Annotated in this window: 18 protein-coding genes; 8 read left to right on the top strand and 10 right to left on the bottom strand. The window is 45.4% G+C overall.

Features of this window, described 5'->3' with window-relative positions:
- Positions 1–32 precede the first annotated feature (32 nt).
- Positions 33–2,618, bottom strand: coding sequence for a ligase-associated DNA damage response DEXH box helicase (locus CKK33_RS04645; RefSeq protein WP_095702989.1), 2,586 nt, complete (start codon positions 2,616–2,618; stop codon positions 33–35).
- Between the two features lie 69 nt (positions 2,619–2,687).
- On the opposite strand from CKK33_RS04645, the gene CKK33_RS04650 reads away from it, so the two are divergent.
- Positions 2,688–3,335, top strand: a complete 648-nt coding sequence (locus CKK33_RS04650; protein ID WP_095702990.1) for a hypothetical protein — start codon at positions 2,688–2,690, stop codon at positions 3,333–3,335.
- A 31-nt stretch (positions 3,336–3,366) separates the two neighbouring features.
- Here the strand turns inward: CKK33_RS04650 and CKK33_RS04655 are convergent, their stop codons facing one another.
- Positions 3,367–6,228 carry a pitrilysin family protein gene (locus CKK33_RS04655; RefSeq protein ID WP_095702991.1) on the bottom strand — a complete coding sequence of 954 codons (2,862 nt, stop codon included), beginning with the start codon at positions 6,226–6,228 and terminating at the stop codon, positions 3,367–3,369.
- 57 nt (positions 6,229–6,285) lie between these two features.
- Entirely contained in the window at positions 6,286–6,753 is a 468-nt protein-coding gene (locus tag CKK33_RS04660) for a DUF2059 domain-containing protein (RefSeq protein WP_095702992.1), read from the bottom strand.
- 154 nt (positions 6,754–6,907) lie between these two features.
- Between CKK33_RS04660 and CKK33_RS04665 the strand changes: the two genes are divergently transcribed.
- The 7 genes from CKK33_RS04665 (at position 6,908) to CKK33_RS04695 (ending at position 12,213) form a co-directional block, all read left to right on the top strand.
- Positions 6,908–7,297, top strand: a complete 390-nt coding sequence (locus tag CKK33_RS04665; protein ID WP_143822898.1) for a hypothetical protein — start codon at positions 6,908–6,910, stop codon at positions 7,295–7,297.
- 62 nt (positions 7,298–7,359) lie between these two features.
- On the top strand, positions 7,360–7,860 hold the full coding sequence (locus tag CKK33_RS04670; RefSeq protein WP_158223395.1) for a heavy-metal-associated domain-containing protein: 501 nt from the start codon (positions 7,360–7,362) through the stop codon (positions 7,858–7,860).
- Positions 7,861–7,870: 10 nt separating this feature from the next.
- Positions 7,871–8,668, top strand: coding sequence for a hypothetical protein (locus CKK33_RS04675; protein ID WP_095702995.1), 798 nt, complete (start codon positions 7,871–7,873; stop codon positions 8,666–8,668).
- The gene (locus tag CKK33_RS04680; protein ID WP_095702996.1) at positions 8,665–10,062 is read left to right on the top strand and encodes a hypothetical protein; all 1,398 of its coding nucleotides are present in this window, start codon (positions 8,665–8,667) and stop codon (positions 10,060–10,062) included. The genes CKK33_RS04675 and CKK33_RS04680 overlap by 4 nt, the downstream gene beginning before the upstream one ends.
- Positions 10,063–10,145: 83 nt before the next feature.
- Positions 10,146–10,994: an ROK family protein gene (locus tag CKK33_RS04685; protein ID WP_095702997.1), complete on the top strand. Its 849-nt coding sequence runs from the start codon at positions 10,146–10,148 to the stop codon at positions 10,992–10,994.
- 9 nt (positions 10,995–11,003) lie between these two features.
- Positions 11,004–11,381: a nuclear transport factor 2 family protein gene (locus CKK33_RS04690; protein ID WP_095702998.1), complete on the top strand. Its 378-nt coding sequence runs from the start codon at positions 11,004–11,006 to the stop codon at positions 11,379–11,381.
- A 115-nt stretch (positions 11,382–11,496) separates the two neighbouring features.
- Positions 11,497–12,213: a zinc metallopeptidase gene (locus CKK33_RS04695; RefSeq protein WP_233138146.1), complete on the top strand. Its 717-nt coding sequence runs from the start codon at positions 11,497–11,499 to the stop codon at positions 12,211–12,213.
- 129 nt (positions 12,214–12,342) lie between these two features.
- Here the strand turns inward: CKK33_RS04695 and CKK33_RS04700 are convergent, their stop codons facing one another.
- From CKK33_RS04700 to CKK33_RS04730, 7 genes are all read right to left on the bottom strand, one after another.
- Positions 12,343–14,262, bottom strand: a complete 1,920-nt coding sequence (locus CKK33_RS04700; protein WP_095703000.1) for an alpha-amylase family glycosyl hydrolase — start codon at positions 14,260–14,262, stop codon at positions 12,343–12,345.
- 42 nt (positions 14,263–14,304) lie between these two features.
- Positions 14,305–16,275 carry a type I pullulanase gene (gene pulA, locus CKK33_RS04705; RefSeq protein ID WP_198952440.1) on the bottom strand — a complete coding sequence of 657 codons (1,971 nt, stop codon included), beginning with the start codon at positions 16,273–16,275 and terminating at the stop codon, positions 14,305–14,307.
- A 20-nt stretch (positions 16,276–16,295) separates the two neighbouring features.
- Positions 16,296–17,693 (bottom strand): MFS transporter, encoded by a 1,398-nt coding sequence (locus tag CKK33_RS04710; protein ID WP_095703001.1) that lies wholly within the window; start codon positions 17,691–17,693, stop codon positions 16,296–16,298.
- A complete protein-coding gene (locus CKK33_RS04715) occupies positions 17,690–19,543 on the bottom strand; it encodes a glycoside hydrolase family 13 protein (protein WP_095705748.1) in 1,854 nt (617 codons plus the stop codon). The genes CKK33_RS04710 and CKK33_RS04715 overlap by 4 nt, the downstream gene beginning before the upstream one ends.
- A gap of 101 nt (positions 19,544–19,644) precedes the next feature.
- On the bottom strand, positions 19,645–20,742 hold the full coding sequence (locus tag CKK33_RS04720) for a SusE domain-containing protein (protein WP_095703002.1): 1,098 nt from the start codon (positions 20,740–20,742) through the stop codon (positions 19,645–19,647).
- 75 nt (positions 20,743–20,817) lie between these two features.
- On the bottom strand, positions 20,818–22,401 hold the full coding sequence (locus CKK33_RS04725) for a RagB/SusD family nutrient uptake outer membrane protein (protein WP_095703003.1): 1,584 nt from the start codon (positions 22,399–22,401) through the stop codon (positions 20,818–20,820).
- Between the two features lie 45 nt (positions 22,402–22,446).
- Complete coding sequence (locus CKK33_RS04730) at positions 22,447–25,458, bottom strand: TonB-dependent receptor (RefSeq protein ID WP_095703004.1); 3,012 nt, start codon at positions 25,456–25,458, stop codon at positions 22,447–22,449.
- Positions 25,459–25,734: the final 276 nt, after the last annotated feature.

A 25,734-nucleotide genomic window follows, 5' to 3' on the forward strand; every position in this document is an offset into this window, starting at 1 on the left:
ATGGACGTCCTGTTTTTGTTTTATAGAGTTTCTTAAAATCCTTTTTTTCTCACTACGCCTGGTTTTCTTGAGCGGGGTTTAACCGGTTCGGGTACGTCATCAACCTCATACCTGCGGGCCATTTTAGCGATACGTTCTTCCATCGTTTCGGTGGTGAGGCGCTCCCTGCCCAGGCTATCAACCAGTATCGGAAACGCGAAAGGGGTGGGGCGCTCTATATTTTTCAGGATGATATTTTGCTTTGCTATGCGCTGCAGAGCCGCGCGCAGCCTGAACTCTTCCAACTGAAAAGCGAGCGCTTCATTATAAGATTGCCTTACCAATAGGTTATCGGGTTCGTACTCGTTAAATACTTCAAATAACAACGAAGTAGATGCTTGCAAGTGCTTGTTTTTAATTTGCTGGCCGGGGTAACCGGTAAAAACCAACCCCCCTATATGGGCAATATCCCTGAACCGCCGGCGGGCCATTTCGTTGGCATTCAAGCTGTGCTGTATGTCTTCAACCAGGTTTTCTATCGAAAAGAATGCCGCGTCTTCCAATGCTTCCTCAATAGGAATATCCTCATCAGCGAGCAGTTCAAACCCATAATCGTTCATAGCTATGGAGAAGCTTGCCGGCTTTATAGCCGATATTCGGTAAGCCAGCAGCGATGCCATCCCCTCATGCACCAGGCGCCCCTCGAAAGGGTAAAAAATCAAGTGATGGCCCTCTTTGGACTTGAAGGATTCAATCAGGAACTCGTGGCTTTGTGGTAAGTGCGACAAGCGCGCTTGCAGATCAAATAGGGGTTTAAGTGCTTTTACCTCAATATCCTGCTCTATGCCATGTGCCACCTCGTCCAGCTTATCCCTGAATACAGCCGATAGTTGCGACGACAAAGGCATGCGGCCGCCCGCCCAGCTGGGTATTAAACCTTTTGTGGCCTTTGATTTTTTTACATAGGCGGTCATGTCTTTTACCTTAACAAACTCCAGGCTTCGGCCGGCAAACCAAAATGTGTTACCTGGCTTTAGTTTGGATATAAAACCCTCCTCCAAAGTACCCAAACTGCCGCCGCTGAGCCATTTTACACGGATGCTCAGTTCGCTGGTAATGGTGCCGATGCTCAACCTGTGGCGCATAGCTACACGGCGGCTGTTCACCTTGTAAAGGCCGTTTTCAACTTCTACCTTTAAAAATTCGTCGTACTGGGCCAGTGTTTTACCGCCGCTAACAATAAAATCAAGCAACTGGTTAAACTCCTCACGGCGCAGATCGGCAAAAGCGAATGTTGATTTAACCTCTTCGAACAGATCATTAGCATAAAATCCGTCAGATACCGCGAGCGTTACCATGTATTGTATTAGCACATCGTAGGTAAGCAACATAGGGTCGCGGCTCTCAAATACTCCTTGTTTGATAGCGTTTTTTAGCGCGGCACCTTCCAGTAGCTCAAGAGAATGGGTAGGAACAAAATATGCTTTTGAAATAGCTCCGGGATGGTGGCCGCTACGCCCGGCGCGCTGCATAAAGCGGGCCACGCCTTTAGGGCTGCCTACCTGTATCACCGTGTCGACAGGCCTGAAATCGACGCCTAGATCAAGGCTTGATGTGCATACCACCAGTTTAAGTGCTTCGGCGTGCAGAGCCTGTTCTACCCAGTTACGCAGTTCGTTATCCAGCGAACCATGGTGCATGGCCATAATACCCGCATATTCAGGATAATTGTCAATTATAGCATGGTACCATATTTCGCTTTGCGACCGGGTATTGGTGAAAATAAGCGTGGTTTTACTCTTAGCCACAATTTCCATTACCTGTGGCAGCAGCTTAACGCCAATATGCCCGGCCCATGAGTAGTTCTCGATATTTTCGGGGATAACAGATTCTATGACGATACGCTTATCCACATTGGCCCTTACCATCCGCACATATTCAGGATCAAAACTGTTCCCTAACAAAACCTCCGCAGCCTGTTCAAGATTACCAATGGTTGCCGATATCCCCCATATTTTGAGTTTGCGTTTTGCAGTTGCCAGTTGGCTTTCTTCATCCTTTTCTGCAAACTGGCGAGAGCTAACTACAGCGAGAGCCTTTAACCGCGAGAGGCCTAATTCTACCTGTACGCCGCGTTTGGTACCCAATAATTCGTGCCACTCGTCACATACAAATACCTGAAGGTTTTTAAACACTTTAGCATATTCCTTTTGTGCCAGCATCAGATGCAGGCTTTCGGGGGTGGTGAGCAATACTTCAGGTAATTTCCGCTTTAAAGCAGCTTTGTCGGCAGATGAAGTATCGCCTGTGCGGGTCATAATTCGCCAGGGGAGGCCGAGATCGTCACATACCTCCTGCATGGCTTTCCGTATATCATTAGTGAGGGCTCGTAATGGCGTAATCCAGAGCATTAGCAGGCCATTATCTTTCCGTGTTTGGTAGTCGGTTGGGTGCTGGTTAATAAAACCCGCCAGGAAGGGCAAAAACAACGCGAATGTTTTACCACTGCCAGTAGGGGCATTAAGCAAACCGGAGTACCCGGAAAGGTAAACTTGTTCCATTTCTTTCTGAAACGGAAACTGGTGCCAGCTTTTTTTACTGTACCATTCCTTAATTACCTTTTGCCCCGGTGATATCATCGTTCAAACAACAAAATATATGGTTATTAGTTATAAGTAACAAAAAGTAAATACAACAATCGGTATTATATGAAATTAAGACACTATGTAGGCATACTGTGTGTTTGCGTGGCGGTAGCCTGTAAACAAAAAGCAGATACCAATGAAACAGACACCACAGCCACAGCTATCCAAAAGGAAGAGTCTGATACGCTAAAAGGGACCTCTGAAAGAAAAAGCGAACCGGTATCGTCCGACTGGTTGATTACACCTGGAATAGGCATAGGACAAACGGTTTTAAACGAAGCCGGTGAAAAAGTAATTGCCCGCCTGGGCAAGCCGGATGGCGGTGATGCCGCTATGGGTAAAAGCGTTTCGGTATGGTACGCTGACCATAACAAGCGGGGTTACGTAACGCAAGTATATTTTACAAAAAATATGGGAAATGACGACGCCGCGCGTGTTAAGGTGATCAGGGTGTCTTCCCCATCATTCAAGACAGATAAAGCGATATATACCGGCGTGCTACTAAAGGAAGCGGAAGCTCGCTTTCAGTTAAAAAAGATAGGCTCTTTTAAAGCGGAGCTATCCGATCGTAATATTTTTGACGACCAGGCTGCCGGTATTGCCTTTGATACTGATCGCAGCGGCACAATTACCGGTATAGCGGTGCATGAGAAAGGAGTGAGCGCTCTAAACGCTTACATGGCTTTCTTCAGTAATGTTAAGGCCGAATAAAAAATGCCCGCTAATTGCGGGGCATTTTTTATTATTTTTTCTCTGGCATCAGAATCACTTTTGCCAGGTTGGCTGTGTTAAGGTATTTATTAGCTGTTTCCTTAACACTTTGTATGGTTACATTATCCAGATCCTTAACATGAGATAGTATCTGTTCCGGATCCTCATTATTCTGAGCGGCCGATGATAAAATGCCCAGCCATGCTACATTTTGCTTTAACTGTACCTGTGTTGAGCGGGCTTCCTCGGCTTTAAATTTATCAATATCTGTTTGCTGCGCACCACTTTGCTTTATCTTGTTTATCTCGTCAAGCGTAGCGGCTATCAATTTATCCACGTTGGCCGAAGCACAGGTAAAGTTAATAGTAGCCGTATAGCGCGCCTCAGGGTTCTTGTTATAATTGATCTTTATGCCCGGCGAATAGATGCCGCTTTCCTGCTCACGAAGACGTTCGATCAGTTTAATGTTCAAGACCTCTTCGAGCGCGTCCAACTGCATGTTGTTGGCGTTATTATATGTATAGCTGCCACTAAATATAAGTTGTACTACTGCCTTATCGTCCATGCCTTTGTAAACCGTTTTATTGATTTGCCCGGCAGCCGGGTAAAGTTTAAGATTATTAAAGCTTTCCTTTTTATTAGTTACCGGTAGCGAGCCAAGGTAGGTTTCAAGTGTAGGGCGTATGAGTTCGGGATTAAAGCTACCTACCAGTACAAATGTGAAGTTGCTGGCATCGGCAAACCTGTTTTTATAAAAGGTATAAGCCTTATCTAAACTTGCAGCGTTAAGGCGGTCAACAGTGGCCGGCATACCTCTGAAATTATAATTGCTTAACACTGCCGATAAGGTATCCTGGTAAACGCTGCCCGGGTCAAGCCCGCGGTTAGCCAGCAGTGCCTTGGTTTGGTTAATGTTACCCTGCCATATGTCGGCATCTTTACGCGGTTGGGTAAAGTAAAGGTAAACCAACTGCATAGCGGTTTGCAGATCCCGGGGTGAGAAGCTGCCGCGTACACCTTCGGTTATTTCTGTAATATAAGGCGAAATATCGACATTTTTATCAGACAGCATCTTATCCAGCATACCCTGGTTAAACTCGGATAAACCACTGCTGCCAATAATAGCCGCGGCTAAACTGGCTGATGTATAATCATTGTCGCTGGCTAAAGAGGTGCCTCCCGGTGCAAAGCCATTCAGTAATATCTGGTCGTTTTTAAACTCGGTAGGTTTCAGGATAACTTTTATACCGTTGGAAAGGGTTAGCGTAGTAGTACCTAAAGCATCATTTTGCGTTTCAGATACTATTTTTCCTGGTTCCGGCGCTTTTTCCATCAGAGGCTTACTGGTCACATTATCAACATAAGCTGTTACGCCATTGCCTGCTGTGTTCACCCAATTTAAAATGGTTTTGTCATCAGGTAGTTTGTCCTTGTCCTTTTCAGGGCCTTCTACAATTATCACCCGATTTTGATCGGTAATTAACTTTTTGGCCATAGCGTTAACCTCTTCCAGGTTAACTTTATTCATGTTAGATACGTAGTAGTTGTATTCGTACTCAATACCAGGGATACCTTCGCCTTTCAGGAAATTTTGCTGATATTCCCTCACGTAATTAGCCGAATTGGTTTTGTCCCGCTCATAATAGGCGTTTTGTATGCCCACCAAAGCAGCCTGTTTGGCCCTTTCAAACTCTGTTGAGGTAAACCCGAATTTACGGGCACGTTCTGTTTCGGCAGCAACGGCTTTTACCGCTTTCTCAAATGCGTCGGGCTTGCCTACCACCACGGCTGTAAAGGCATCCATTTTACCTAAAAAGCCACCGTAATTTAAACGAGCGTATAAGAATGGAGGTTCGGGTTTTTGTTGCAGCTCGCTTATGCGTTGTGCCAGCATATAATTAAACAATTGCACACGCATACCTTGTAGCATACCCAGATCTGTTTTTATAACTATTTGTGGGTGCCGCACAATAATTTGAGCCAGCATGTAAGGAAACTCTTTGTCTGTAGCAACTTTTACCGCTGTACCGGGGCTTGGAGGCACCGTATATTCAGCGCGCGGTTTTTCAGGCGTTGGATTTTTGAGGTCGGAGAAGTTGGCTTTAATAAGCGCTTCTACCTTTTTTACATCAAAGTCGCCAACAGCTATCACGGCCTGCAGGTCGGGCCTGTACCAATCATGGTAAAAGCTTTTGATAGTTTCGGGGGTAAATGTTTTTAATATATCTTCTTTACCAATAGGCAGGCGGGTTGCATAGCGCGAGTTATTAAGCAAAGTAGGAAGCGTTTGCTGGCTCAGGCGCTCCTGGGCATTTTTGCCTCGCAGGCGCTCCTCCTCCAAAACCACACCGCGTTCTTTATCAATTTCCGAAGGATCGAAGGTTACACGACCGGCCCAGTTGGCCAGTATTTTAAAGCCGTTGGCAAAAACCGCGGCGCTGTCTGTAGGCAGGGGAAGCTGATATACCGTTTCGTCAAAAGAGGTGTACGCGTTAAGATCGGCACCAAAGCGTACGCCTGATTTTTGCAGGTAATTGATCAAATCGTTCTTAGGGAAATCGCGCGTGCCGTTAAAGGCCATGTGTTCTGTAAAGTGCGCCAGTCCCTGTTGCGCGTCTGTTTCAAGGATCGATCCAACTTTATTCACCAAATAAAGCTCGGCACGGTTCTGTGGCTGCTCGTTGTGCCTGATGTAATAGGTTAAACCATTAGGTAATTTCCCAATAATTACATCTTTATCAACAGGTAGTGGATTGGCTCCTAACTGTGCCAGAGCGGAAACAGGTCTATTGCGGGGAGAGGTTTGCGGACGCTTTTTTATTTGCGCATCTGCATGTCCGTAAGCAATTACCAGTGCCAGGGCGGCTACTGATAAGGTCTTGTTAAAATTCATAGTTTAATTAGGGAATAGTCTACTAAGATGATAAACGAATATCTTAGTTACAAATTGTTATTGCTGTTCTTTAAATGCGTCCTGCAGCATTTGCTGGAGCTCTACCTGGTGGCTCTGTACCATTTGCTGCCCCAAAACCATAGATCTTTGCATGATAACAGGCTGTTTCGCATTGAGCTTTTTGCCTAAGGGCGTTCTGTAAAAAGCTGTGATCTGCTTAAGCTCCTGCTCGGTAAACTCAGCGGCGTATATGGCTGCCAGTTGGTCCTTCAACAGGTCCCAACTGATGTATTTAGCAAAGAAGCTATTCATTACCTCCATAAATTTTTCTCGTTTATCTGCAGGTATGTTGGCGCTGCTTTGTTTAAGTGATAACTGCATACTGCTTTTAAAAAGCGAATCGGCACCCGAGATCTTCAGTAATTCATCCGCAGCTTTTAAGTGCGATGGTGTAATGTTAGGAGTATTTTGCGCTTTCACCGTAATACCGAACAGCAGCGCGATGATTAGAAGTTTTAGTTTCATTGCTGGTTTAGATGATGTTCTAAAATCGGCCTTAAGTTAAGTAAAAAAGGGCGGCTGTATCAAATGCGTCATTATTTAATTTAAAGCAGGTAGCGCATTAAATTGTTGAGGCAGCCATTTTGTAATGAACTGGTTAATAACGTATATTTGTTATATGATGAGAAAAGCGGGAATATTAATGTTGGTTTTGCTGTATACAGTTACAGCATCCGGCTTTAACCTGCATTTACATTATTGCGGCAACCGTGTTGCTGATGTGCAGATAAATGCCCCCGCCAAAAGCTGCGTTAAGCCAATGGCGAAAAGCAAAATGAAGTGCTGCAAGGATTCGAAACTGGATGTTAAAGTTAAAGACAGCCACGAGCTTCAGCAGTACAATGCACCCAAGGCCCCGTCGCCTGTACAGTTGCCCCATGTTTCATTTAATGATTTTTTCCTGCCGGTACAGCAGGCCATTATTGAGACACTGTTTGACAGAGGGCCGCCCAATGTACCCCGAACAACGGGAGCTATCTTTATTAAAAATTGCATGCTGAGGATTTGATGACAGGTTTACGCAACCTTATCCAGTCAAATTCAGGAATTACACATGCAAAATTTAATAAAATGAAATCTCTAAAAATCTTCATCATTATACTAATCGCCTCCGCTACTTTCGCAAAGGCGCAATCAACCAAGGCTGAACTTCAGGTTAGTGGCCTTACCTGCTCTTTGTGTGCTAAAACAACAGAGAAGTCGCTCAAGTCTTTACCCTTTATCAGCGAGATAAAGCCCGATCTGATGCGCAATGTGTATAACATCACTTTCAAGGATGGCGTACCGATGGACCTGGCACAGATCAGCAAAAAAGTAAAAGACTCGGGCTTTTCAGTAAGTTACTTTAAAACTACGCTCAATTTTGACGATATTAAAGTGGCCGATAATACCTTTACTTATGGCGGCAACACCTTTAAACTCATCAATGCTCAAAAACCGCTGAGTGGCCCGGTTGCATTAACCATTGTAGACAAAGGTTTTGCGCCAGGCTCCGTTACCAAAAAGCACCTGGGAAAACTGAATGAGGAGAGTGGCGCAACAAGCGGCCCGGTTTACCACGTAATTATTTAAGCAGTTGTTCATGAAAACGAGCTTACTGGCATTATGCCTTATGGCGTGCTGCTGCGTTGCTTTTGGGCAGGAGTTGTATATAAATACCGAGCCTGCCAGCAACATGGCAGCCCGTTCACTGGGTATACGTATGGAAAACCAAGGGTTTTTCGATCCGGAGTTTAAGAACCGTACTACATTGGAGGCTATGTATGGCGCCAGCGGAAAGCTTATGCTACATGGCGCCGCATACCTGTCCGACTTTTATCAGCCCCGGCAGCGTTTTGAGGGGGGGAGCTTTTATGCTAAATACCGTTTCCTTTCTGTTGATGATGTGCAGCGGCATTTTAGGGGTGCTGTTTTTGGCAAGCTGGCGGGTAGCCGCAATCCCTACGCGGTACAGGAACTGGCCCTTGAAGGGGATAATTCCGGCGTGCAGAGTGGTTTAGTGTTTACCCAACTGTTGCATAAACTGGCCCTGTCGGCATCGGGCAGTTATATACGCGGGCTGAATAGTGATAACGCATCGGGGCGTATTACCGGCGCCAAAGAAGCTTTAGGCTATACCCTCTCAGCCGGTTACCTGTTATTTCCTAAAAACTACAGGAGTTATGACCAGGTCAATGTAAACCTTTACGCCGAGTTATTAGGAAAAACCAACCCGGGTTATGGGCAAAGCTATCTTGATGCAGCGCCCGCTATCCAGTTTATTTTTAACAGTGTGTGCCGGCTCGACTTCTCGTACCGCGCACCATTATACAATAACATGTTACGTAACAGTGCCAATATGTATCTGCTGCGTTTCGAGTATAATTTTTTCGAACTATGAAATATCTGCCTTTTATAATCATTAATTTACTGTGCTTTGCTGCAACAGCTCAGGAGCATCCTATGCATCATATGCAAAAGGATAGTACAGTACAGAAATCCATGCATGCTCAGCATATGCAAATGATGCCCAATATGCAGCATGATACCATGAAATATATGATGAGCAGCCAGTTCTCCCGCGATTTACCGATGAACCGTGATGGTTCCGGAACTTCATGGGTGCCCGATGAAACCCCTATGTATATGTATATGGTGCATGGTAAAAACTGGATGCACATGTTTCATGGCAGCGTGTTTATGCGCTACAACAAGCAGGACCTGTTTAACCGGGGATCGCGGGGCGGCAGCCAGTTTGACGCGCCCAACTGGTTTATGTACATGGCCCAGAGAAAAGTAGGTAAAAACGGCCTTTTTGCTATCAATACCATGTTTTCATTTGACCCTTTCACAGTTGGTCCGGGTGGCTACCCGTTGCTTTATCAAACCGGGGAATCATACAAAGGCGCTAAGCTGGTAGATAAGCAACATCCACACGATCTGTTTGCAGAGTTAAGTGTGGCTTACACCCAACGGGTAGCGAAAAATACCGATGTATATCTATCGGTGGGTATGCCGGGCGAACCTGCGCTTGGCCCCCCGGTATTTATGCACCGCCTTTCGGCCATGAACAACCCAGATGCCCCGCTAACGCATCATTACGCCGATGCTACACACATTACCTTTGGTACGGCAACATTGGGTTTCAGGTATAAAAATGTAAAGCTGGAAGGCTCGGTATTTACCGGCCGCGAGCCTGACGAATACCGGTATAATTTTGATAAACCTAAGTTCGACTCCTATTCACTGCGCCTGTCCGTAAATCCTTCAAAGGAATGGGCCTTACAGGTATCTAACGGGTGGTTAAAGAGCCCCGAGGAGGCCGAACCTAACGATAATGTTAACCGCTTTACGGCCTCGGCCATACATACTAAAATGCTGGGCGACGACAGCTACGTAGCTACCACTTTAGTTTATGGCCAAAACCGGCATCATGGCGTAACGCAGCCATCTGTGCTGTTAGAGAATAGCTTACAGCTGCACAAAACCGCTATTTACGGGCGGTATGAATTTGTACAGAAAGATGCCGACGAGCTGGACCTGGAAACGATGTTCCCTGCTAATCCTAATTTTAATATCAACGCGGTAACGCTTGGTGTGAATCATGTTTTGACCACACTAAAGCAAACCAATTTAACAGCGGGTGTTCAAACAACGCTCAATGTGTCACCACGGGCATTACAAACTTTATATGGTAGTAGCCCGGTTGGCTTTCAGGTATATTTGCGAATAACACCCGCGTTAATGAAAATGGGTAGTTCCAAAAGTAGGCATCATTCCATGATGAATATGTAATTGTAAAACGGGGCGAAAAGCCCCGCTTTACTTTCGTACAAGCGCTAAAGACGTGTATATTGCAGCATTAACCAAACTTAAGCATGCAAAAAGCCGGTGTAATAGGGATTGATATGGGCGCCACTAATATGAAGGGCGCTGTGGTAAGTAACAGTGTATTATCAGCAATAACCACTATACCTGTTAACCGCCAAAGCAATGCCGGTGAAGTACTTGCAGATGTGTATAAACTGGTTGATGGGCTTTTACAAATCGGCAATGTTGCTGCCATTGGTATAGGGGTCCCCAGCATAGTTGATGTGCATGAGGGAATTGTATACGATGTGGTAAACATTCCCGCGTGGAAAGAAGTGCCTTTAAAAAGGCTATTAGAACAACGTTTTGGGTTGCCGGTGTATGTGAATAATGATGCAAACTGTTTTGCCGCCGGTGAATATTACTATGGTAAGGGCGTTGGATTTAGTTCAATGGTAGGGCTAACACTTGGTACCGGCCTGGGTGCGGGCGTTATTATAAATAAGCAATTGTACGAGGGCTATAACTGTGGCGCAGGTGAGTTTGGCTTGCTGCCTTATGCCGATAGTGTGCTTGATGAATACGCCAGCGGCACGTTCTTTACATTGAAAAACGGTATTGACGGAAAGCTGGCATACGAGCGGGCTTATGCAGGAGACAGGCAGACACTGGAGCTATATCAGCAATTTGGAAAGAATCTCGGGCATGCGGTTAAAATGGTCATGTACACGGTTGATCCTGAGCTTATCGTACTGGGTGGCTCCGTACGTGTTGCCTATGATTATTTTAAAGACAGCATGTGGGGGGAGATAGAGACCTCGGTTTACCCTGCCGCGGTTAAACGTTTAAAGATAGAAGTATCCGCTTTAGAAAACAGCGGTATATTAGGTGCCGCCGCCTTGCCTTTGATAAAGTAAATAATAAATATGGACGAAAGAGAAAAGATCATCTCAAATTACATTAATGCCTATAACGCATTTGATACTGACGGAATGGCAGTTGACATGGCTGAAGATATATATTTTGAAAACATTTCTAACGGGGAGCCGACAATGGTTTTAAACGGGATAGCAGCCTTTAAAGAACAGGCCAACCAGGCTAAAAGTTATTTTACTGAGCGTGAGCAAACCATCAACTCAATTAAACATCATGGAAATGAAAGTGATGTTTCCATTAGTTATCATGCGGTTTTAGCCATTGATATACCCGGCGGACCTCAAAAAGGAGCGGTTTTGGAGCTTTCCGGTAGGTCGGTGTTTGTATTTAACGGCAATAAGATCGTTAGGTTAACAGATATCAGTTAAGGCCTCACTTAAGCAGAGGTGAGAAGAACTGCAGCTTGATTTCAGCATTCCTGAAACCACCTTATCGCATACTGGAATACTTTTTGAAACGGGATAAATATAACTATTGAAAGATATGATGAGTTTATTATTCATTCCGTATAATTCTGCATGGCTGCTCATGATTGTGATAGCCCTTGGCAGTTTTGTTGTACAGTGGCGTTTCAGAAATAAATTTAAGGAGTATGCGGAGATGCCGTTACTTTCGGGCATGTCTGGCCGCGAGGTGGCCGAGCGGATGCTTCAAGACCACGGTATTTATGATGTGCAGGTAATTTCTGTTGAAGGCCAGCTAACCGACCATTACAACCCGGAAAATAAAACGGTAAACCTTAGTCCGGATGTGTATAACAGCCGTAGCGTGGCCGCGGCGGCGGTTGCCGCTCACGAGTGTGGCCATGCCGTACAACACGCGCGGGCCTACAGCTGGCTTAGTTTCCGCTCGGCTATGGTACCGGTGGTAAATGTAGCATCAACCCTTACGCAATGGACATTGATGATAGGCATTATGCTGTTGTTTTTTACCCATAACCCTTTTGTGTTAGCGATAGGGGTAGGTGCCCTGGCGTTGGTAACGTTGTTCAGCTTTATTACCCTGCCTGTAGAGTTTGATGCCAGTAACAGGGCCTTAGCCTGGCTGAATAACAACTATTCTGTAATGCAAACGCGCGAAGAACATGAGCAGGCTAAGGACGCGCTTTGGTGGGCAGCCATGACCTACGTGGTAGCCGCGCTTAGTGCATTGGCTACTCTTGTTTATTACGCTTCGTTCCTGTTTAACAGGCGTAACTAAACATAGGTGTATTTAATTATAGCATCTAATAACGATACATAGTATAACAATAAAAGCCTCCGAGGAGGCTTTTATTGTTATACAGATTTTATCAGCTGCGCTGAAATACTTTGACTAATAGAATACTAATTATTTCAGTGCTTTGCTGCTATAAATGTGATACTCGCCCGGAGCATATATTGTTGTGAACGGCGTAGTAATGCTTACGGTGCTGCCTGACATGTAATCATACCAGGTGCCAGCACTTGGAAAGGCGATTGTAGCTCCCTGGCTGTTTACATCAAAATTACCTGCTACAACCACATTTGTACCATCGGCACCTGTGAGGCTGGCGGTTTTAATAGAGCCCGACGAGCTATAAGTAATATTTGATGTTGCAAATACCGGGTTATTGATCTTCATCCGGATCAGCTTGGCAAAAGTAGCATAAAGTTTATGGCGTAAAGGATCATTATTATATTCCCAATGAAGCGGTTTTTCGCCGGTGCGGCCATTCACATCAATAGAGATGTCATAACCCACTTCGCCAAACTGCCAAACCATTTTTGGGCCCGGTGCGGTAAATAAAAAGGCGGCAGCGGCTTCCTGGCGGGCCAGGGCTGTAGCGAGTGTTTTAACATTATACCCATTGGCACCACTGCTGTTACCATAAGTAATATTTTTAAACATCAGGCGCTCCTCATCGTGGCTTTCCATATAGCTCACAATATTATCAGGCTGGGTAAAGCCGGTATGATTGCTAAAGTATAGCCGCGAGAAATTTGAAGTAGGTACATAACCCATTGTTGCCTCGTTAAAATTATAATTAATGTTATTCCACAGCATCATGCCATTATCTGAGAGCTCTTTCTCTTCGCGGTCGCCGCCAAAAAACTCCAGGATGGTGTAAAAGTTATTGTTGTCTATGCTATTGATAAAGTTCTTATAATCGTTCCAGATGGCTACGCGGCTGGCATCGTAGGCGGCAAAGGAAGCGTCATCCGTGCTTAGTGTTTGGGTAAAACCTTTGGCAAGGTCAAAGCGGTAGCCATCAATATGGTACTGCTGCATATAAAACTTCATTACGTTTTTGGCGAAGTATTTTGTGGCCGCGCTTTGGTGGTTAAAATCGTAACCTACATTGTATGGGTGCCTTGGGTCAACATTAAACCAGGGATTGGTACTTAAAGGCTTCTGGGTTGTTTTATCGAAGTACAATTGTACCATAGGAGACTGACCGAAAGAATGGTTAAGTACCATATCCAATATCACGGCCATACCGCGGGCATGGCAGGCATCTATCAGTGCTTTGAGGTCGTTTTTGGTGCCATAGTATTTATCAACCGCAAAGTAGAACGAAGGATTATAGCCCCACGATGAATTGCCTTCAAACTCGTTTACAGGCATCAGTTCAACCGCGTTTACGCCTAAATTGCTCAGGTAATTAAGCGTATCAGCAATGGTTTTGTAAGAGTGGGTGCCCACAAAGTCGCGCACATGTAATTCATATATCACCAGCTTATTTTTATCCGGCCGGGTAAAGTTAGGGTACTTCCAGGTGTAAGTTGGTTGGTTTGCCTGCATCACGCTAACAATACCTGTTTGGCCAGCTGGGTAAGCTTTTAAGTTAGGGTAAACTGATGCCGGTATGTACTTATCATTATCAGGGTCGAGGACTTTCTCGCAATACGGGTCGGCTACTTTTAAAGTGCCATCCGCAAGGTATTGGTAAGCGTATTCTTTGTTAGGGTCCAGGTTATCTATTTGTACCCACCAATTATTTCCATCTGGTGTAACGGTCATGGCTGTTGGTGCCCAGTTATTAAACTCGCCAATTACCGCCATGGATGTTTTGCCCGGCGCGTAAATATTAAAAATGGCTGATGTCCCTGAGTTAATATACGTAACGCCGTCCCCTGCACCTGATGGTAATGGTTTGCCGTTAGGTACAGTAACCCCACCGCCACCGCCTGTATTGGTAGGTGTTGAGGGATCAATGTTTTTTTTGCTGCAACTTGCCGTTCCTAACAGCAGGGCAATGATCCCGGTAAATAAAATGATTCTTCTCATGTCCTGGTTATGTTTTTTAGCGTGATGTTTCTCTATAAATTTTTACTGATATAAAATATACGCGGTAGTTGCAGGTACACTAATGGTTTGCGTGCTGGTACCCAACCCAAGTTCGTTCACCTTATCGCCGTTTGCAGCTATTGTCCATTTGCCTCCGGGTAGATTAATTTCACAGGCAGAAGTATTTCCGTTCAGTATCACCAAGATGTTTTTCCATCTATCGCCATTAGCATTCCCTGTTAAGCTAAAGGCGATCAGGTCGTTATCGTTAGTTTGGTTAAACTTCAAATGCTGCTGAACCATTTCGGCAGTAGGCATCCTAAACGCCGGATGATTTTTGCGTAGCGCAATTAGCCCTTTGTAATAATTGTAAACTTGCCTGTATTGCGCCTTGCGGTGCCAACCTATCTGGTTAATACTATCCGGTGACTTGTATGAATTAGCGACACCCTTTTTAGTGCGTAAAAATTCGGCACCCGAATGTAAAAACGCAACGCCCTGGGCGGTAAGCACCGCTGTTTGGCTTAGTTTGTCCATTTTAATGAGCTGCTCTTCTGTAGCATAGGGGTTGGCAATTTTCAGGCGGTCAAACAAGGTATTATCATCATGGCACGATACATAATCAATGGCTTGTGATGGTTGTGCCGCCCACGGGGCTTTTGAATAGTTTACCTCCGTATAATTGATCTGCGGATGCTGTACGGCACCGGCAATGCCAAATTTTACGCTTTCGGCCGTTCCCGGCTGTCCGCTTACAAATCCTTTTGATTTTACATCGCTGAAACCACCTTTTAAACCATCGCGCATATCGTCGCCAAACGCGGCTATTTGATGCAGTTGATTGGTGTGGGCTTTTGTGGCACGCAGGGTTTCAGGCAAAGCGCTTTCGCCCGCTGTCCAGCCCTCTCCGTAGATAAATATCGATGGGTCGTATTTGTGCAGGGCATCGCTCAGGGCGTTCATCGTAGCTATATCGTGTATACCCATCAAGTCAAACCTAAAACCATCTATATGATATTCCTTAGCCCAGTACAATACTGACTCTATCATAAATTTACGCATCATAGGCTGCTCTGAGGCTGTTTCGTTGCCGCAGCCTGTACCGTTTGCATACTGGCCCGAAGCCGTTTTACGATAAAAATAGCCGGGTACAAACTGGTTAAATACGGAGTTTTCGGTGTCGCTGGTATGGTTATATACTACATCAAGCACCACGCGCAAGCCGTTGGCGTGCATAGCCTGTACCATTTGCTTAAACTCGCGGATGCGTACATTACCGTCATACGCGTTAGTAGCATAGCTACCTTCCGGAACGTTGTAGTTTTGTGGGTCGTAGCCCCAGTTATATTGGCCGTTGGACGGTTTGGTTTCATCAATGGATGCAAAGTCAAAAGAAGGCAGCAAATGCACATGCGTTGCACCCAGTTCTTTAATATGGCTAAGCCCGGTGGTTAAACCGTCGGCGCTTTTGGTGCCAACTTCTGCAAGGCCCAGGAACTTTCCTTTATGTGTAATGCCGGAGTTGGGATCTACAGAAATATCGCGTACATGCGTTTCATATATAACGATATCTGTAAAATTTTTTAAGGGGGGCTTTTTATCATTTGCCCAGCCGCCGGGATTGGTTTGTGCAAGGTTAACTACCATGCCTCTTTTGCCGTTTACACCAACCGCTTTAGCATACATATCCGGAGTCTCCTGCAGCCATTTGCCATCCTGCATTACCTGGAAGGTATAATACCGGTTTTTAATATTCCCGGGGATGCTAATGGCCCAGGTTCCATTATCCTTCCTGGTCAGATCGATAGTCTGTAAGGCAGTGTCGCCTTCCCCATTGGCATATAAACGTAACTTAACAGCAGACGCGCCGGGTGCCCAAACTTTAAATAAGGTTTTGGCAGGCGAGTAAGTAACGCCAAGGTCGGTGCCGTTATATACAGGATAAACAGTACCAGTCTCCGCAACAGAAGCAGCCCCGATCATAAATAATAATAACGCGCTATAAAATTTCATCCCTCTCATCTATAATTTCCTCATCTACTTTTTGGCGTATGTATATTTTTACCATCCTGAACATAAATCACCGAGATGGCCGCACATAGCATAAAAATACCTGCAAGTACAAGGGCATATATAGCCTGACCGCCAAACAGGTTTTTTACTACCCATCCGCCAAAAAAGCCATTTACTATTTGCGGAAATGTGATAAAGAAGTTGAAGATGCCCATGTAAACGCCCATCTTTTTAGCCGGAATAGAACCCGAAAGGATAGCGTAAGGCATGGCCAGTATACTTGCCCATGCTAAGCCTATACCTACCATACTTAAGATGAGCATATTGGGGTTTTGAATAAAGAAGATGGATATTAAGCCAATACCCCCTGCAATTAATGAAAAAGAGTGCGCCAGCTTGCGGCTGGTTGCCCGCGCAATGGCCGATAGAAAAAGCGCATAAATAGCCGATACGCCATTGTAAATACCAAACATCAGGGTAACCCAGTCACCCGCTTTTGCGGCGTTTACGGAGGTGGTATCTTTTAAATCTACGTGGAATATGTGCGTGGCAATAGCCGGTGATGCAAAAACCCACATGGAGAATAATGCAAACCAGGAGAAGAACTGTACCAGGCCCAACTGGCGCATGGCCATTGGCATGTTTTTAAAGTCGTGAAATATCTGGCCCAAACCGCGTTTGGGTTCTGCTTCGTCTTCTTCGGGATGAAATTTAGCGTACTCTGCCGGTGAGTATTCTTTGGTTCGTAAAACGGTCCACAACAAGCAAATAATCATCACCAGCGCGCCTACGTAAAAAGAATAGGTAACATTCGGCTGCACATGGCCCGGCTGCGCTGTTTGTGTACCTATAAAGTAACTAATTACCCAGGGGAGTACCGAGCCGGTGACCGCTCCAATACCTATGAGAAAGGTTTGTACGGAAAAACCCAGACTGCGCTGGCTATCGGGCAGGTTGTCGCCAATAAGTGCGCGGAAAGGTTCCATGGCCACGTTAAAAGAGGCATCCATGATCATTAAAATACCCGCGCCCACCATTACCGGCGGTAAAAACATCAATACTGCCGAATTGGGAAGGAAAAAAAGCGCAAGCGCAGATAAAATACCCCCTGTTAGGAAGTATGGTTTACGCCGGCCAAGGCGGTTCCAGGTACGGTCGCTATAATGGCCTATGATGGGCTGCACGATCATGCCGGTGATGGGTGCCGCCAACCAAAACAGCGACAAATGTTCCACATCGGCCCCAAAGCTTTGTAGTATACGCGAAGCATTGCCGTTTTGTAAAGCAAAGCCAAACTGTATACCCAAAAAGCCAAAGCTCATGTTAAAGATCTGCCAAAAGGTAAGCTTTGGCTTTTCCACAGCTTTTCGCGTATCTGCTAAAGGCTGTGTGGTGTTTTTATGTTCAGCGGCGATCATTTGCTTAATTCAATTATAAGGGTGGTTTTTGCAGGAATAAGCAATTGTTTGATGTTGCTTATTTTTTGCCCGGTAATTACATCTATGCCGCTGCTGAAGCCCGCCATACGTTCAGTAAAGTAATCAGTATCTAAAGCGGATTCCTTTTCGCTGCCGTTGTAGGCTATCATAACGGTTTTCTTGTCATCATACCTGAAATAGGTATAGATGCCATTACGTGGAATGTACTGCATAAGCTTACCGGTTTGTAAGGCGGTTGTTTTTTTACGGTAATTAGCCAGAGTGCGTATGTAGTTAAAGGCTTCGTTCTCTTTTTTATCGCGACCGGCGGCGGTAAATTTGTCCTTTTTATCGCCATCCCAGCCACCCGGGAAATCCTCGCGAACCAAACCGTCGGGATTGGAATAACCTTTAAGTAATATTTCATCGCCGTAATACATTTGCGGCACTCCGCGCATAGTAAGCAACATCGCCATACCCGATTTAAACTTGGTAAAGTCTTCATTTACTATCGAGTAAAAGCGGCTCATGTCATGGTTATCCAGGAATATGGTATTACGTGTCGGGTCTTGGTACATAAAGTCCTGCGCCACAACGTTATATATCCTGTTTACGCCATCAGTCCAGCCTTCTTTGCCATTGAGCGCTTCCGCAATGGCATCTTTTATCTGGGCGTCGGTTATGCCTGGCAGCTGTGTGTCAAACCCACGGTTCACAGTATTTCCCTGGGTAAAGAATGACTGGTTAGCTACAGACCACACCAGCGTTTCGCCAAAGATGGACAGGTTCGGAAACTCCGCTTTTACTTTTTTTGCCCAGTCGGCCATGTAAACAGCGTCGTTGTATGGGTAAGTATCTAAACGCAGGCCGTCTATCCCCGCGTATTCTATCCACCAGATATGGTTCTGGGTGAGGTAATTTTGCACGTACGGGTTGTTTTGGTTCAGATCGGCCATACGCTTATCAAACCAGCCGTCGAGCATTTGTTTTTTATCTGCCGCGGCACCATGCGGGTCCATCACCGCTGCATCACGGAAATTAGAGTTGGTATATTTAGGCCACTGGTGTACCCAGCTTTTCATGGGCATGTCCTGTATCAGCCAGCTTTCGGTACCAATATGGTTATGCACCAAATCTTTAATTACCTTCAAACCCATGGCATGGCATTTAGCCACATAGCTTTTAAATAGCTCGTTTGTACCATAGCGAGGGTCAATTTTATAGTAATCGGTAACCGCGTAGCCGTGATAAGAGGCGTGCGGCTCGTTATTCTCTATTTCGGGCGTCATCCATATGGCGGTTACTCCCAGGTCTTTTAAATAGTTGAGATGGTTGATCACCCCCTGTATATCGCCACCGTGGCGTGAATACATGGAATCGCGGTGTAAACCGGTTTCAAGCATACCTTTAACCACATCGTTAGACGGGTCGCCGTTTGAAAAACGATCCGGCATTAGCAGGTAGATCAGATCTTTGTTGGTTACGCCCTGCGCACCCTGCGCTGTGTTGCGCTGTTTAAGTTCATAATTATAAACCAGGTCTTTTTTACCGGTCTGTTTAAACGTAATAGGAAATTTCCCTGGCCGTGCAGCAGCGCTGATAGTGAGGTCAAGAAATAAGTAGTTGCTGTTTTCTACCTTATGTACTGCTGTTAACTTCACGCCGGGATAATTTAAGCTCGCATGGCTTGCCCCAATTTTATCGCCGTGAACAATGAGTTGTACTTTAGGGTTCTTGAACCCTACCCACCAAAATGCAGGTTCTACTCTTTCTAAAGCCGGTAGTTGTGCCAGCACGCATTGTGATAACAGCAAAAGGGCCAGGGTAATTTTTAGCTTCGGTCTTGTCATTTTTAATTCGTCTCTACCAATGATACCCGGAACGGGTGTAAAAAAGTAGGGGGGGGATAAAAAGAAGCCGGTATGCCAACGCATACCGGCTGTAGTATATATCACTGTTTAACTACGGTGTATTTAGCCGTAAGCGATCTGTCGATTTTACCCAATTTGCTTATATCAGTGCTAAAATCGCTGTACACAGTGGTGATGCTCACCTTGTAATTTCCAGCTGCAGAGATCGGCAGGTTGTTATTGTCGGTATTGTTTAGGAAAGTACCATCGGCACCGGTTTTAGGTATGCCGTAGCTGTTGTCCCAGGCATGGTTCATCCTGAATTTAAATTCGCCTGCAACCATTGGTACAACACCTTCCCATGCCAGGGTGCCGTTATTGTACTTCAAATCAATATCGGCACTCCAGTTACTTCCTACGGGGGCATTACCAATAACAGACATATAATCTGCAGGTACCATTACCAATGTACCGGCGTTTAGATCAACCTTGAGGTAATATTGGCCTGCCGCGGGAGCTTTAATGTTACCGCCGCTTGTGCCAATAGTGCCGCTACCGGTGGTTCCGTAAGCTACATCCCATTTCTTTTGAGGTGTGATCTTAAACTCAAGGTTACCCGCTGTGAAGTTGATGATACCAGTGTATACACCATTTCCGGTAGGCGACTGTAAGCTATCCGCAGTTGGCGGGTTCCAGCCCTGGTATGCGCCCGGTACGTATATGTATGATACTAAAGCAAACGGCGTAGCAGTTACTGTAACCACGTTTGAATAAGCAGTACCTTCGGTAGCCGATGAACTAAGTGAACTCTTCAGCCTCATCTCTAATTGAGCTGGTGTACCTGTTGGCAAATTCATAGATAATAACAGGTTATTAAAGTCCTGTACATTATAGCTTTTGGTAAACACACCAACAGGTAGCGTAACCTCGGTCGGCGTAGCGAAATTGGTTCCTTTAACGGCTATTTGAAAGGTGTAGGTTGGTGCCGCGCTGTATCCGTATGACTGTGCAGTGCCGGTTAAGGTGATGGCATTAGCGCTAAGGTTAGACTTTGTTAAAGCTGGAGTGGTAGTTGATACCGTTAACGAGCCGCCTTTGGCAGGCTGCGCTACTGTACGTACCTCATCTTTTTTGCAAGATGCCAGTACCACAATGGCCAGGCAGCTGAACGCTAAAAATTTAGTAATAAATTTTTTCATGTTATTATTTGTTAAAACACGTTTATGATTTGGTATAGCAGGAGCTGCATACACAGCTCCCGCTGATTTAGTTTTTTAGTAACCCGGATTTTGTTTTAGCGTAGGGTTAGCTGTAATATCATCTGCAGGGATAGGGTAAATATTTCTGTAATCCTCTACAGCCCTGCCACCGGCAACACCGCCTTTAAACGGCCATACATAAGCGGCTGTGGTAAACCTGCCATAACGTACAAGGTCTGTACGGCGGAAACCTTCCCAGTAAAGCTCGCGTGCCCTTTCGTCCAGAATAAAGTCGAGGTTAATAGTAGCCACGTTACCGCTGGCATTGCCATAGGCACGGGTACGTATCCTGTTCACATAATCTATAGCTGTAGCCAGGTTGCCACCTGCGCCGCCGCGTAAAACCGCTTCGGCATAGATCAGGTACATCTCCGGCAGGCGGAACAATGGAAAGTCAACGTCCGCATAGTCGAGGCTTTGGCCCGGTGCGCCTGCGCGGGTTACATTACGGTATTTGGTTACGGCAAAGCCATCGGTAAACACCGTTTGGTCTTTTATCTCCAGGTTTTGGCCGTTGGTATAAAACTGTGACCTTTTATCTGCAGTACCGGTATAATCAGGGAACAGGTTAGGCAGATTCTTGGTAGTACGTGCGCCACCCCAGCCGCCATTAATACCGAAATAGCTTGCCGACTCTGAACCACCAACCGGTGCGTGAGTTAAAAATGTAGTACCACCATAGCTTTGTGTGCGTAGGCCATCATAGTTAATGGTAAGTATATTTTCGCTGGTATTTTGCTGATTGTCAGCAAGCATTAACCACTGGTAGTTGCTGATAAGCGAATAGCCGGCATTGATCACTTTATTTGAATAAACAATGGCGTCGTCGTATCTTTTTGTCCCGGTGTATACTTCGGCGTTCAGGTATAGCCTTGCCAGTAACGCCCACTCTGCTGCCTGGTCTGCACGGCCATACTCATTTGTTTTTGGCGCGGCAAGCGTCGGCTCAATCGCTTTCAATTCCGATTCAACATAGTTGAACAAGGTTTTACGATCTGCTTGTTTTGGCACCGTTTTGCCTATCACATCATTTTCAGTTACCAGCGGAACGTTTCCGTAAAGATCTAATAACACCCAGTATTGGTAGGCACGTATGAAGCGAGCTTCTGCACGGAAGCGACGGATAGCGTCAGCATCAGCCCCTGAAATACCACGGCTGCTCAGTTCAGCGTCAGACGATTGCCTTATAAAGTCGTTCGCCAGTGTAACCTGGTATAAACTGCGGTAGTATAAGCCTTTTAAGAAAGGGTTGGCAGCAGACCAGTTCATGTTGTGGAAATCCTGTATACCGGCGTCGCCCCAGGCAATAACTGCTTCATCGGTACTTAGTTCCTGGGCCTTCCAGTAAAGGCGTAAAAAATCTGAGGTACCCTCATCAATGCCTTGCACGTCGCCATTACCTGCAGGGCCCTGGTTGCCGGTAAGCGCATATGCGCCATACACTTTTGCAAAAGCCTGTTTGTAACCGGCCGGCGTAGCGTATACAGTAGCCGCTGTAATATCATTGGTAGGCAGTAAGTCCAGCTTTTTGGTGCAGGCTGTTAAACTGCCTGCAAGCAGTACTACAGTTGCTGCCTTTATCATCAAGTTCTTTTTCATATCGCTTTATTATTAGCTGTATGTATATGTTAGTATACTATTGAATTAAAATTTAAGGTTTAAGCCTAATACATAGGTACGCGGGCGTGGGTAGAGATTATTATCAATACCGCCGTTCACCTCGGGGTCAACACCTTTGTATTTGGTAATCACAAAAACGTTCTGCACGTTTCCGCTAACGCTTAACTGTGCTTTACCGCGTAGTATTTTACCAAAGTTGTAACCAAGACTCGCGTTATCCATTTTCAGGAACGACGCGTTCTGTACATAGTAATCTGATAGTACGTTTTTGTCGTTAGCGCCAATTAAACCGCTTTCTAATGCGTTGGTAGAACCATTGTTAAGGTACTGGAGCGGGTTGATGATGTTATTCCTTGTGCCGGTGTTGGAGAACACGTTATTGTAAGCATAGTTACCCAGGTTGGCACGCATCACTACTGCCAGATTAAAGTTTTTGTAAGTAACATTACTTGAGAAACCGAAAATGTATTTTGGATCGGGCTGTTTGTACAGATAGCGATCTTTATCATTGATGACGCCATCATTATTACGGTCCACATAAACATTGTCCAGTGGTTTTCCGTCGCTGCCGTAAACCTGCTGGTATACATAGAATACACCGCGTGGCTGGCCTACATAGAAGCGCTCTACGTTGTTTCCTGTACCGCCTGATATACCGCCTGTGGCGATACCTGTAGAATTTGGATCGTTTACGAAAGTTAACTTGGTTACCTTGTTTACGTTATAAGTGGCGTTTAAGGCTACATCCCAGGTAACGCTGTTGCTGCGTACAATTTGCGCGTTGATAGTTGCCTCTATACCCTTATTGGTCATGCTGCCTACGTTGGTAACAATCACATTAGAAAAGCCTGCACCTGCCGAAACGTTAACCGGGGCAATAAGATCCTTGGTTGTTTTATAATAAGCATCTATACTACCGCTGATACGACCGTTAAGGAAGCCATAGTCGATACCCGCGTTGGTGGTGGCACTTTGTTCCCACTTGCGGTTAGGGTCATAAGCCGATGGGCGGTATAACTGGTAAAAGCTGTTACCCAACTGGTATGATGCTGTTTGAGTGCTTAACGCATAATATGAAGTGTAAGCATAGTTATCTATCGCGTCCTGCTGGCCGGTAACACCATAACCTACACGTAATTTCAGGTCTGATAATACCTTGTTATCTTTCAGGAAAGATTCTTCCTTGATCTTCCACGCGAAAGCTCCTGAAGGGAACACGGCATAACGGTTGGTTGGGCTAAACCTTGATGAACCATCACGACGGATAGTACCTGTTAATAAATATTTATCGTCAAACGTGTAGTTTAAACGGGCGTAGTAAGACAACAGCCTGTGCTGTGGCTTATCAAACGGAAAGTTAGGCTGGCTTACAACTGTACCATTACCGTCTGAAGTAATATCAGGGAAATTGTAGTTTTTAGTAGAATAATCATAATAAGCATAACCCGCAACCGCGTCAATGCGGCTGTTGATAGACTTAATATCCTTGGCATAATTTAAATAAGCCTCAAAAGTGGTGTTCAGGATGTTGGTACGATACTGGTTGTTCACACCGCTGTGTAAAACATTATCAGCGTCTTTAAAACGATAATAGCTGGCTGCCGCGGTTGGCGGGATATAGATGGTTCCTTTACCCTGTGATACATCGTAGCCAAAGTTTACGTTGGCGTGCAGATCCGGCAGGAAGTGGAATTTATAATCTAACTGGGCATTACCAATGCTTCTTTGCACCTGGCTTTTATCAAATTTCTGCTGAAGCAAGCCAACGGGGTTGCGTGGCGCCAATGCTTTTAAGCCTGATGCTGAGCTTGGGTCAAGGTACTCGAAGTAACCACCAAAATTATTATTGCCTGAAAATACCGGTTTGGTTGGGTCAAAAGTAACGGCCGCGCCAATAGCATCCTGATTGGCAAAGCGAGCCCTGCTGTCAGATCCTTTTAAATTAATGTCGATCTTTAAATGGTTATCAAACAACCTTGGCGACAAGTTAACCGCTGCCGAAGCCCTTTGCAGATAGCCGGTTTTTAGGATACCTTTTTGATCCAGGTAACCTGCCGATACACGGTAAGGCATATTTTTTAAACCACCGCTTACACTTACGTTATTATCGGTACTTACCGCAGTTTGGTAAATCTCTTTTTGCCAGTCGGTATTGGCATTGCCCAATAATGCCTGGAAGGCAGCGCTGCCGTTAGCCTTAACATAGGCACGTAGCTGGTCGCCGGTAAAAACAGGTACTTCTTTAGATAGGGTGGATACCGATACCTGCGAATTGATGTTTACAACAGGTTTGCCCACCACGCCTTTTTTAGTGGTGATAATGATAACACCGTTTGAAGCCCTTGAACCGTAAATAGCGGTAGCCGACGCGTCTTTTAAAACGCTGAAGGTTTCAATGTCGTTAGGGTTGATGAGTGTTAACGGGCTTGGAGAGCCTGGTATACCATCATTACTTAACTGTACACCATCTACCACAATAAGGGGATCATTACTTGCGCTTAAAGACGCACCGCCGCGGATGCGGATAGTACTTCCGGCGCCCGGAGCACCACCATTAGAAACGATGGATACACCGGCTACTTTACCCGCAATTAATTGCTCTGGTGAAGTAATGTTACCGGTTTGAAAATCCTTTGAGCTTACCGTAGTGATAGAGCCTGTTAAGTCTTTCTTTTTAACGGTACCGTAACCAATCACCACAATTTCGTTGAGTGATTTTGACGACGGCTGCATATTGAAGTTTACCGTTACACTGCCCGCGCCTACCGTAACCGTTTTGGGTTGTGATGTGTAACCAATAAAACTGGCCGTTAAGGTATAGGTGCCGGCTTTAACGCCGTTTATACGGTAAACACCATTAGCATCAGCCGAACCGGCTATGGTGGTGCCTGATATCAAGACCGTTGCGCCGGGTAACGACTGGTTGTTGTCGTCGACCACTTTACCGGTAATGCTGCCTGATTGTGCGAATATCACCTGCGATATCAACAGCACTGCAAAAAGGAGCACAAACTTTTTAAAGTAATTGTTTCTCATTTAAAATTTGATTTTGAATTAATTAGTTAAGATGGTGTGTTTAAATGTTAATCATTTGGCCGCTATTGATAGGTACGTATCTGCGTGAGGTGCAACCATAGCAAGAGAGATCAGGACCTTCATCAATTTGAGTCGTTAAAATTTAATTGAGCCAGCCACAAAAAACCGCATTGCGCTCACGCGAAACGGCAGATAAATTGAGGCATGAAAAAATTATAATTGGTTTTTGTGAAGTGTAAGCGTTGGTTAAGCAGCTCGTTATCTTCAACAATACAA

Source organism: Mucilaginibacter sp. MD40, from assembly GCF_002288635.1.
In the GTDB taxonomy this organism is placed as follows: Bacteria; Bacteroidota; Bacteroidia; order Sphingobacteriales; family Sphingobacteriaceae; genus Mucilaginibacter.

Excerpts from the sequence above, each read along its gene's own strand:
- CKK33_RS04665 (WP_143822898.1), top strand. The coding sequence starts at position 6,908 with ATGATGAGAAAAGCGGGAATATTAATGTTGGTTTTGCTGTATACAGTT.
- CKK33_RS04685 (WP_095702997.1), top strand. The coding sequence starts at position 10,146 with ATGCAAAAAGCCGGTGTAATAGGGATTGATATGGGCGCCACTAATATG.
- CKK33_RS04675 (WP_095702995.1), top strand. The coding sequence starts at position 7,871 with ATGAAAACGAGCTTACTGGCATTATGCCTTATGGCGTGCTGCTGCGTT.
- pulA (WP_198952440.1), bottom strand. The coding sequence starts at position 16,275 with ATGAAATTTTATAGCGCGTTATTATTATTTATGATCGGGGCTGCTTCT.
- CKK33_RS04730 (WP_095703004.1), bottom strand. The coding sequence starts at position 25,458 with ATGAGAAACAATTACTTTAAAAAGTTTGTGCTCCTTTTTGCAGTGCTG.
- CKK33_RS04715 (WP_095705748.1), bottom strand. The coding sequence starts at position 19,543 with ATGACAAGACCGAAGCTAAAAATTACCCTGGCCCTTTTGCTGTTATCA.
- CKK33_RS04710 (WP_095703001.1), bottom strand. The coding sequence starts at position 17,693 with ATGATCGCCGCTGAACATAAAAACACCACACAGCCTTTAGCAGATACG.
- CKK33_RS04650 (WP_095702990.1), top strand. The coding sequence starts at position 2,688 with ATGAAATTAAGACACTATGTAGGCATACTGTGTGTTTGCGTGGCGGTA.
- CKK33_RS04690 (WP_095702998.1), top strand. The coding sequence starts at position 11,004 with ATGGACGAAAGAGAAAAGATCATCTCAAATTACATTAATGCCTATAAC.
- CKK33_RS04695 (WP_233138146.1), top strand. The coding sequence starts at position 11,497 with ATGATGAGTTTATTATTCATTCCGTATAATTCTGCATGGCTGCTCATG.
- CKK33_RS04645 (WP_095702989.1), bottom strand. The coding sequence starts at position 2,618 with ATGATATCACCGGGGCAAAAGGTAATTAAGGAATGGTACAGTAAAAAA.
- CKK33_RS04720 (WP_095703002.1), bottom strand. The coding sequence starts at position 20,742 with ATGAAAAAATTTATTACTAAATTTTTAGCGTTCAGCTGCCTGGCCATT.
- CKK33_RS04700 (WP_095703000.1), bottom strand. The coding sequence starts at position 14,262 with ATGAGAAGAATCATTTTATTTACCGGGATCATTGCCCTGCTGTTAGGA.
- CKK33_RS04670 (WP_158223395.1), top strand. The coding sequence starts at position 7,360 with ATGAAATCTCTAAAAATCTTCATCATTATACTAATCGCCTCCGCTACT.
- CKK33_RS04680 (WP_095702996.1), top strand. The coding sequence starts at position 8,665 with ATGAAATATCTGCCTTTTATAATCATTAATTTACTGTGCTTTGCTGCA.
- CKK33_RS04725 (WP_095703003.1), bottom strand. The coding sequence starts at position 22,401 with ATGAAAAAGAACTTGATGATAAAGGCAGCAACTGTAGTACTGCTTGCA.
- CKK33_RS04655 (WP_095702991.1), bottom strand. The coding sequence starts at position 6,228 with ATGAATTTTAACAAGACCTTATCAGTAGCCGCCCTGGCACTGGTAATT.
- CKK33_RS04660 (WP_095702992.1), bottom strand. The coding sequence starts at position 6,753 with ATGAAACTAAAACTTCTAATCATCGCGCTGCTGTTCGGTATTACGGTG.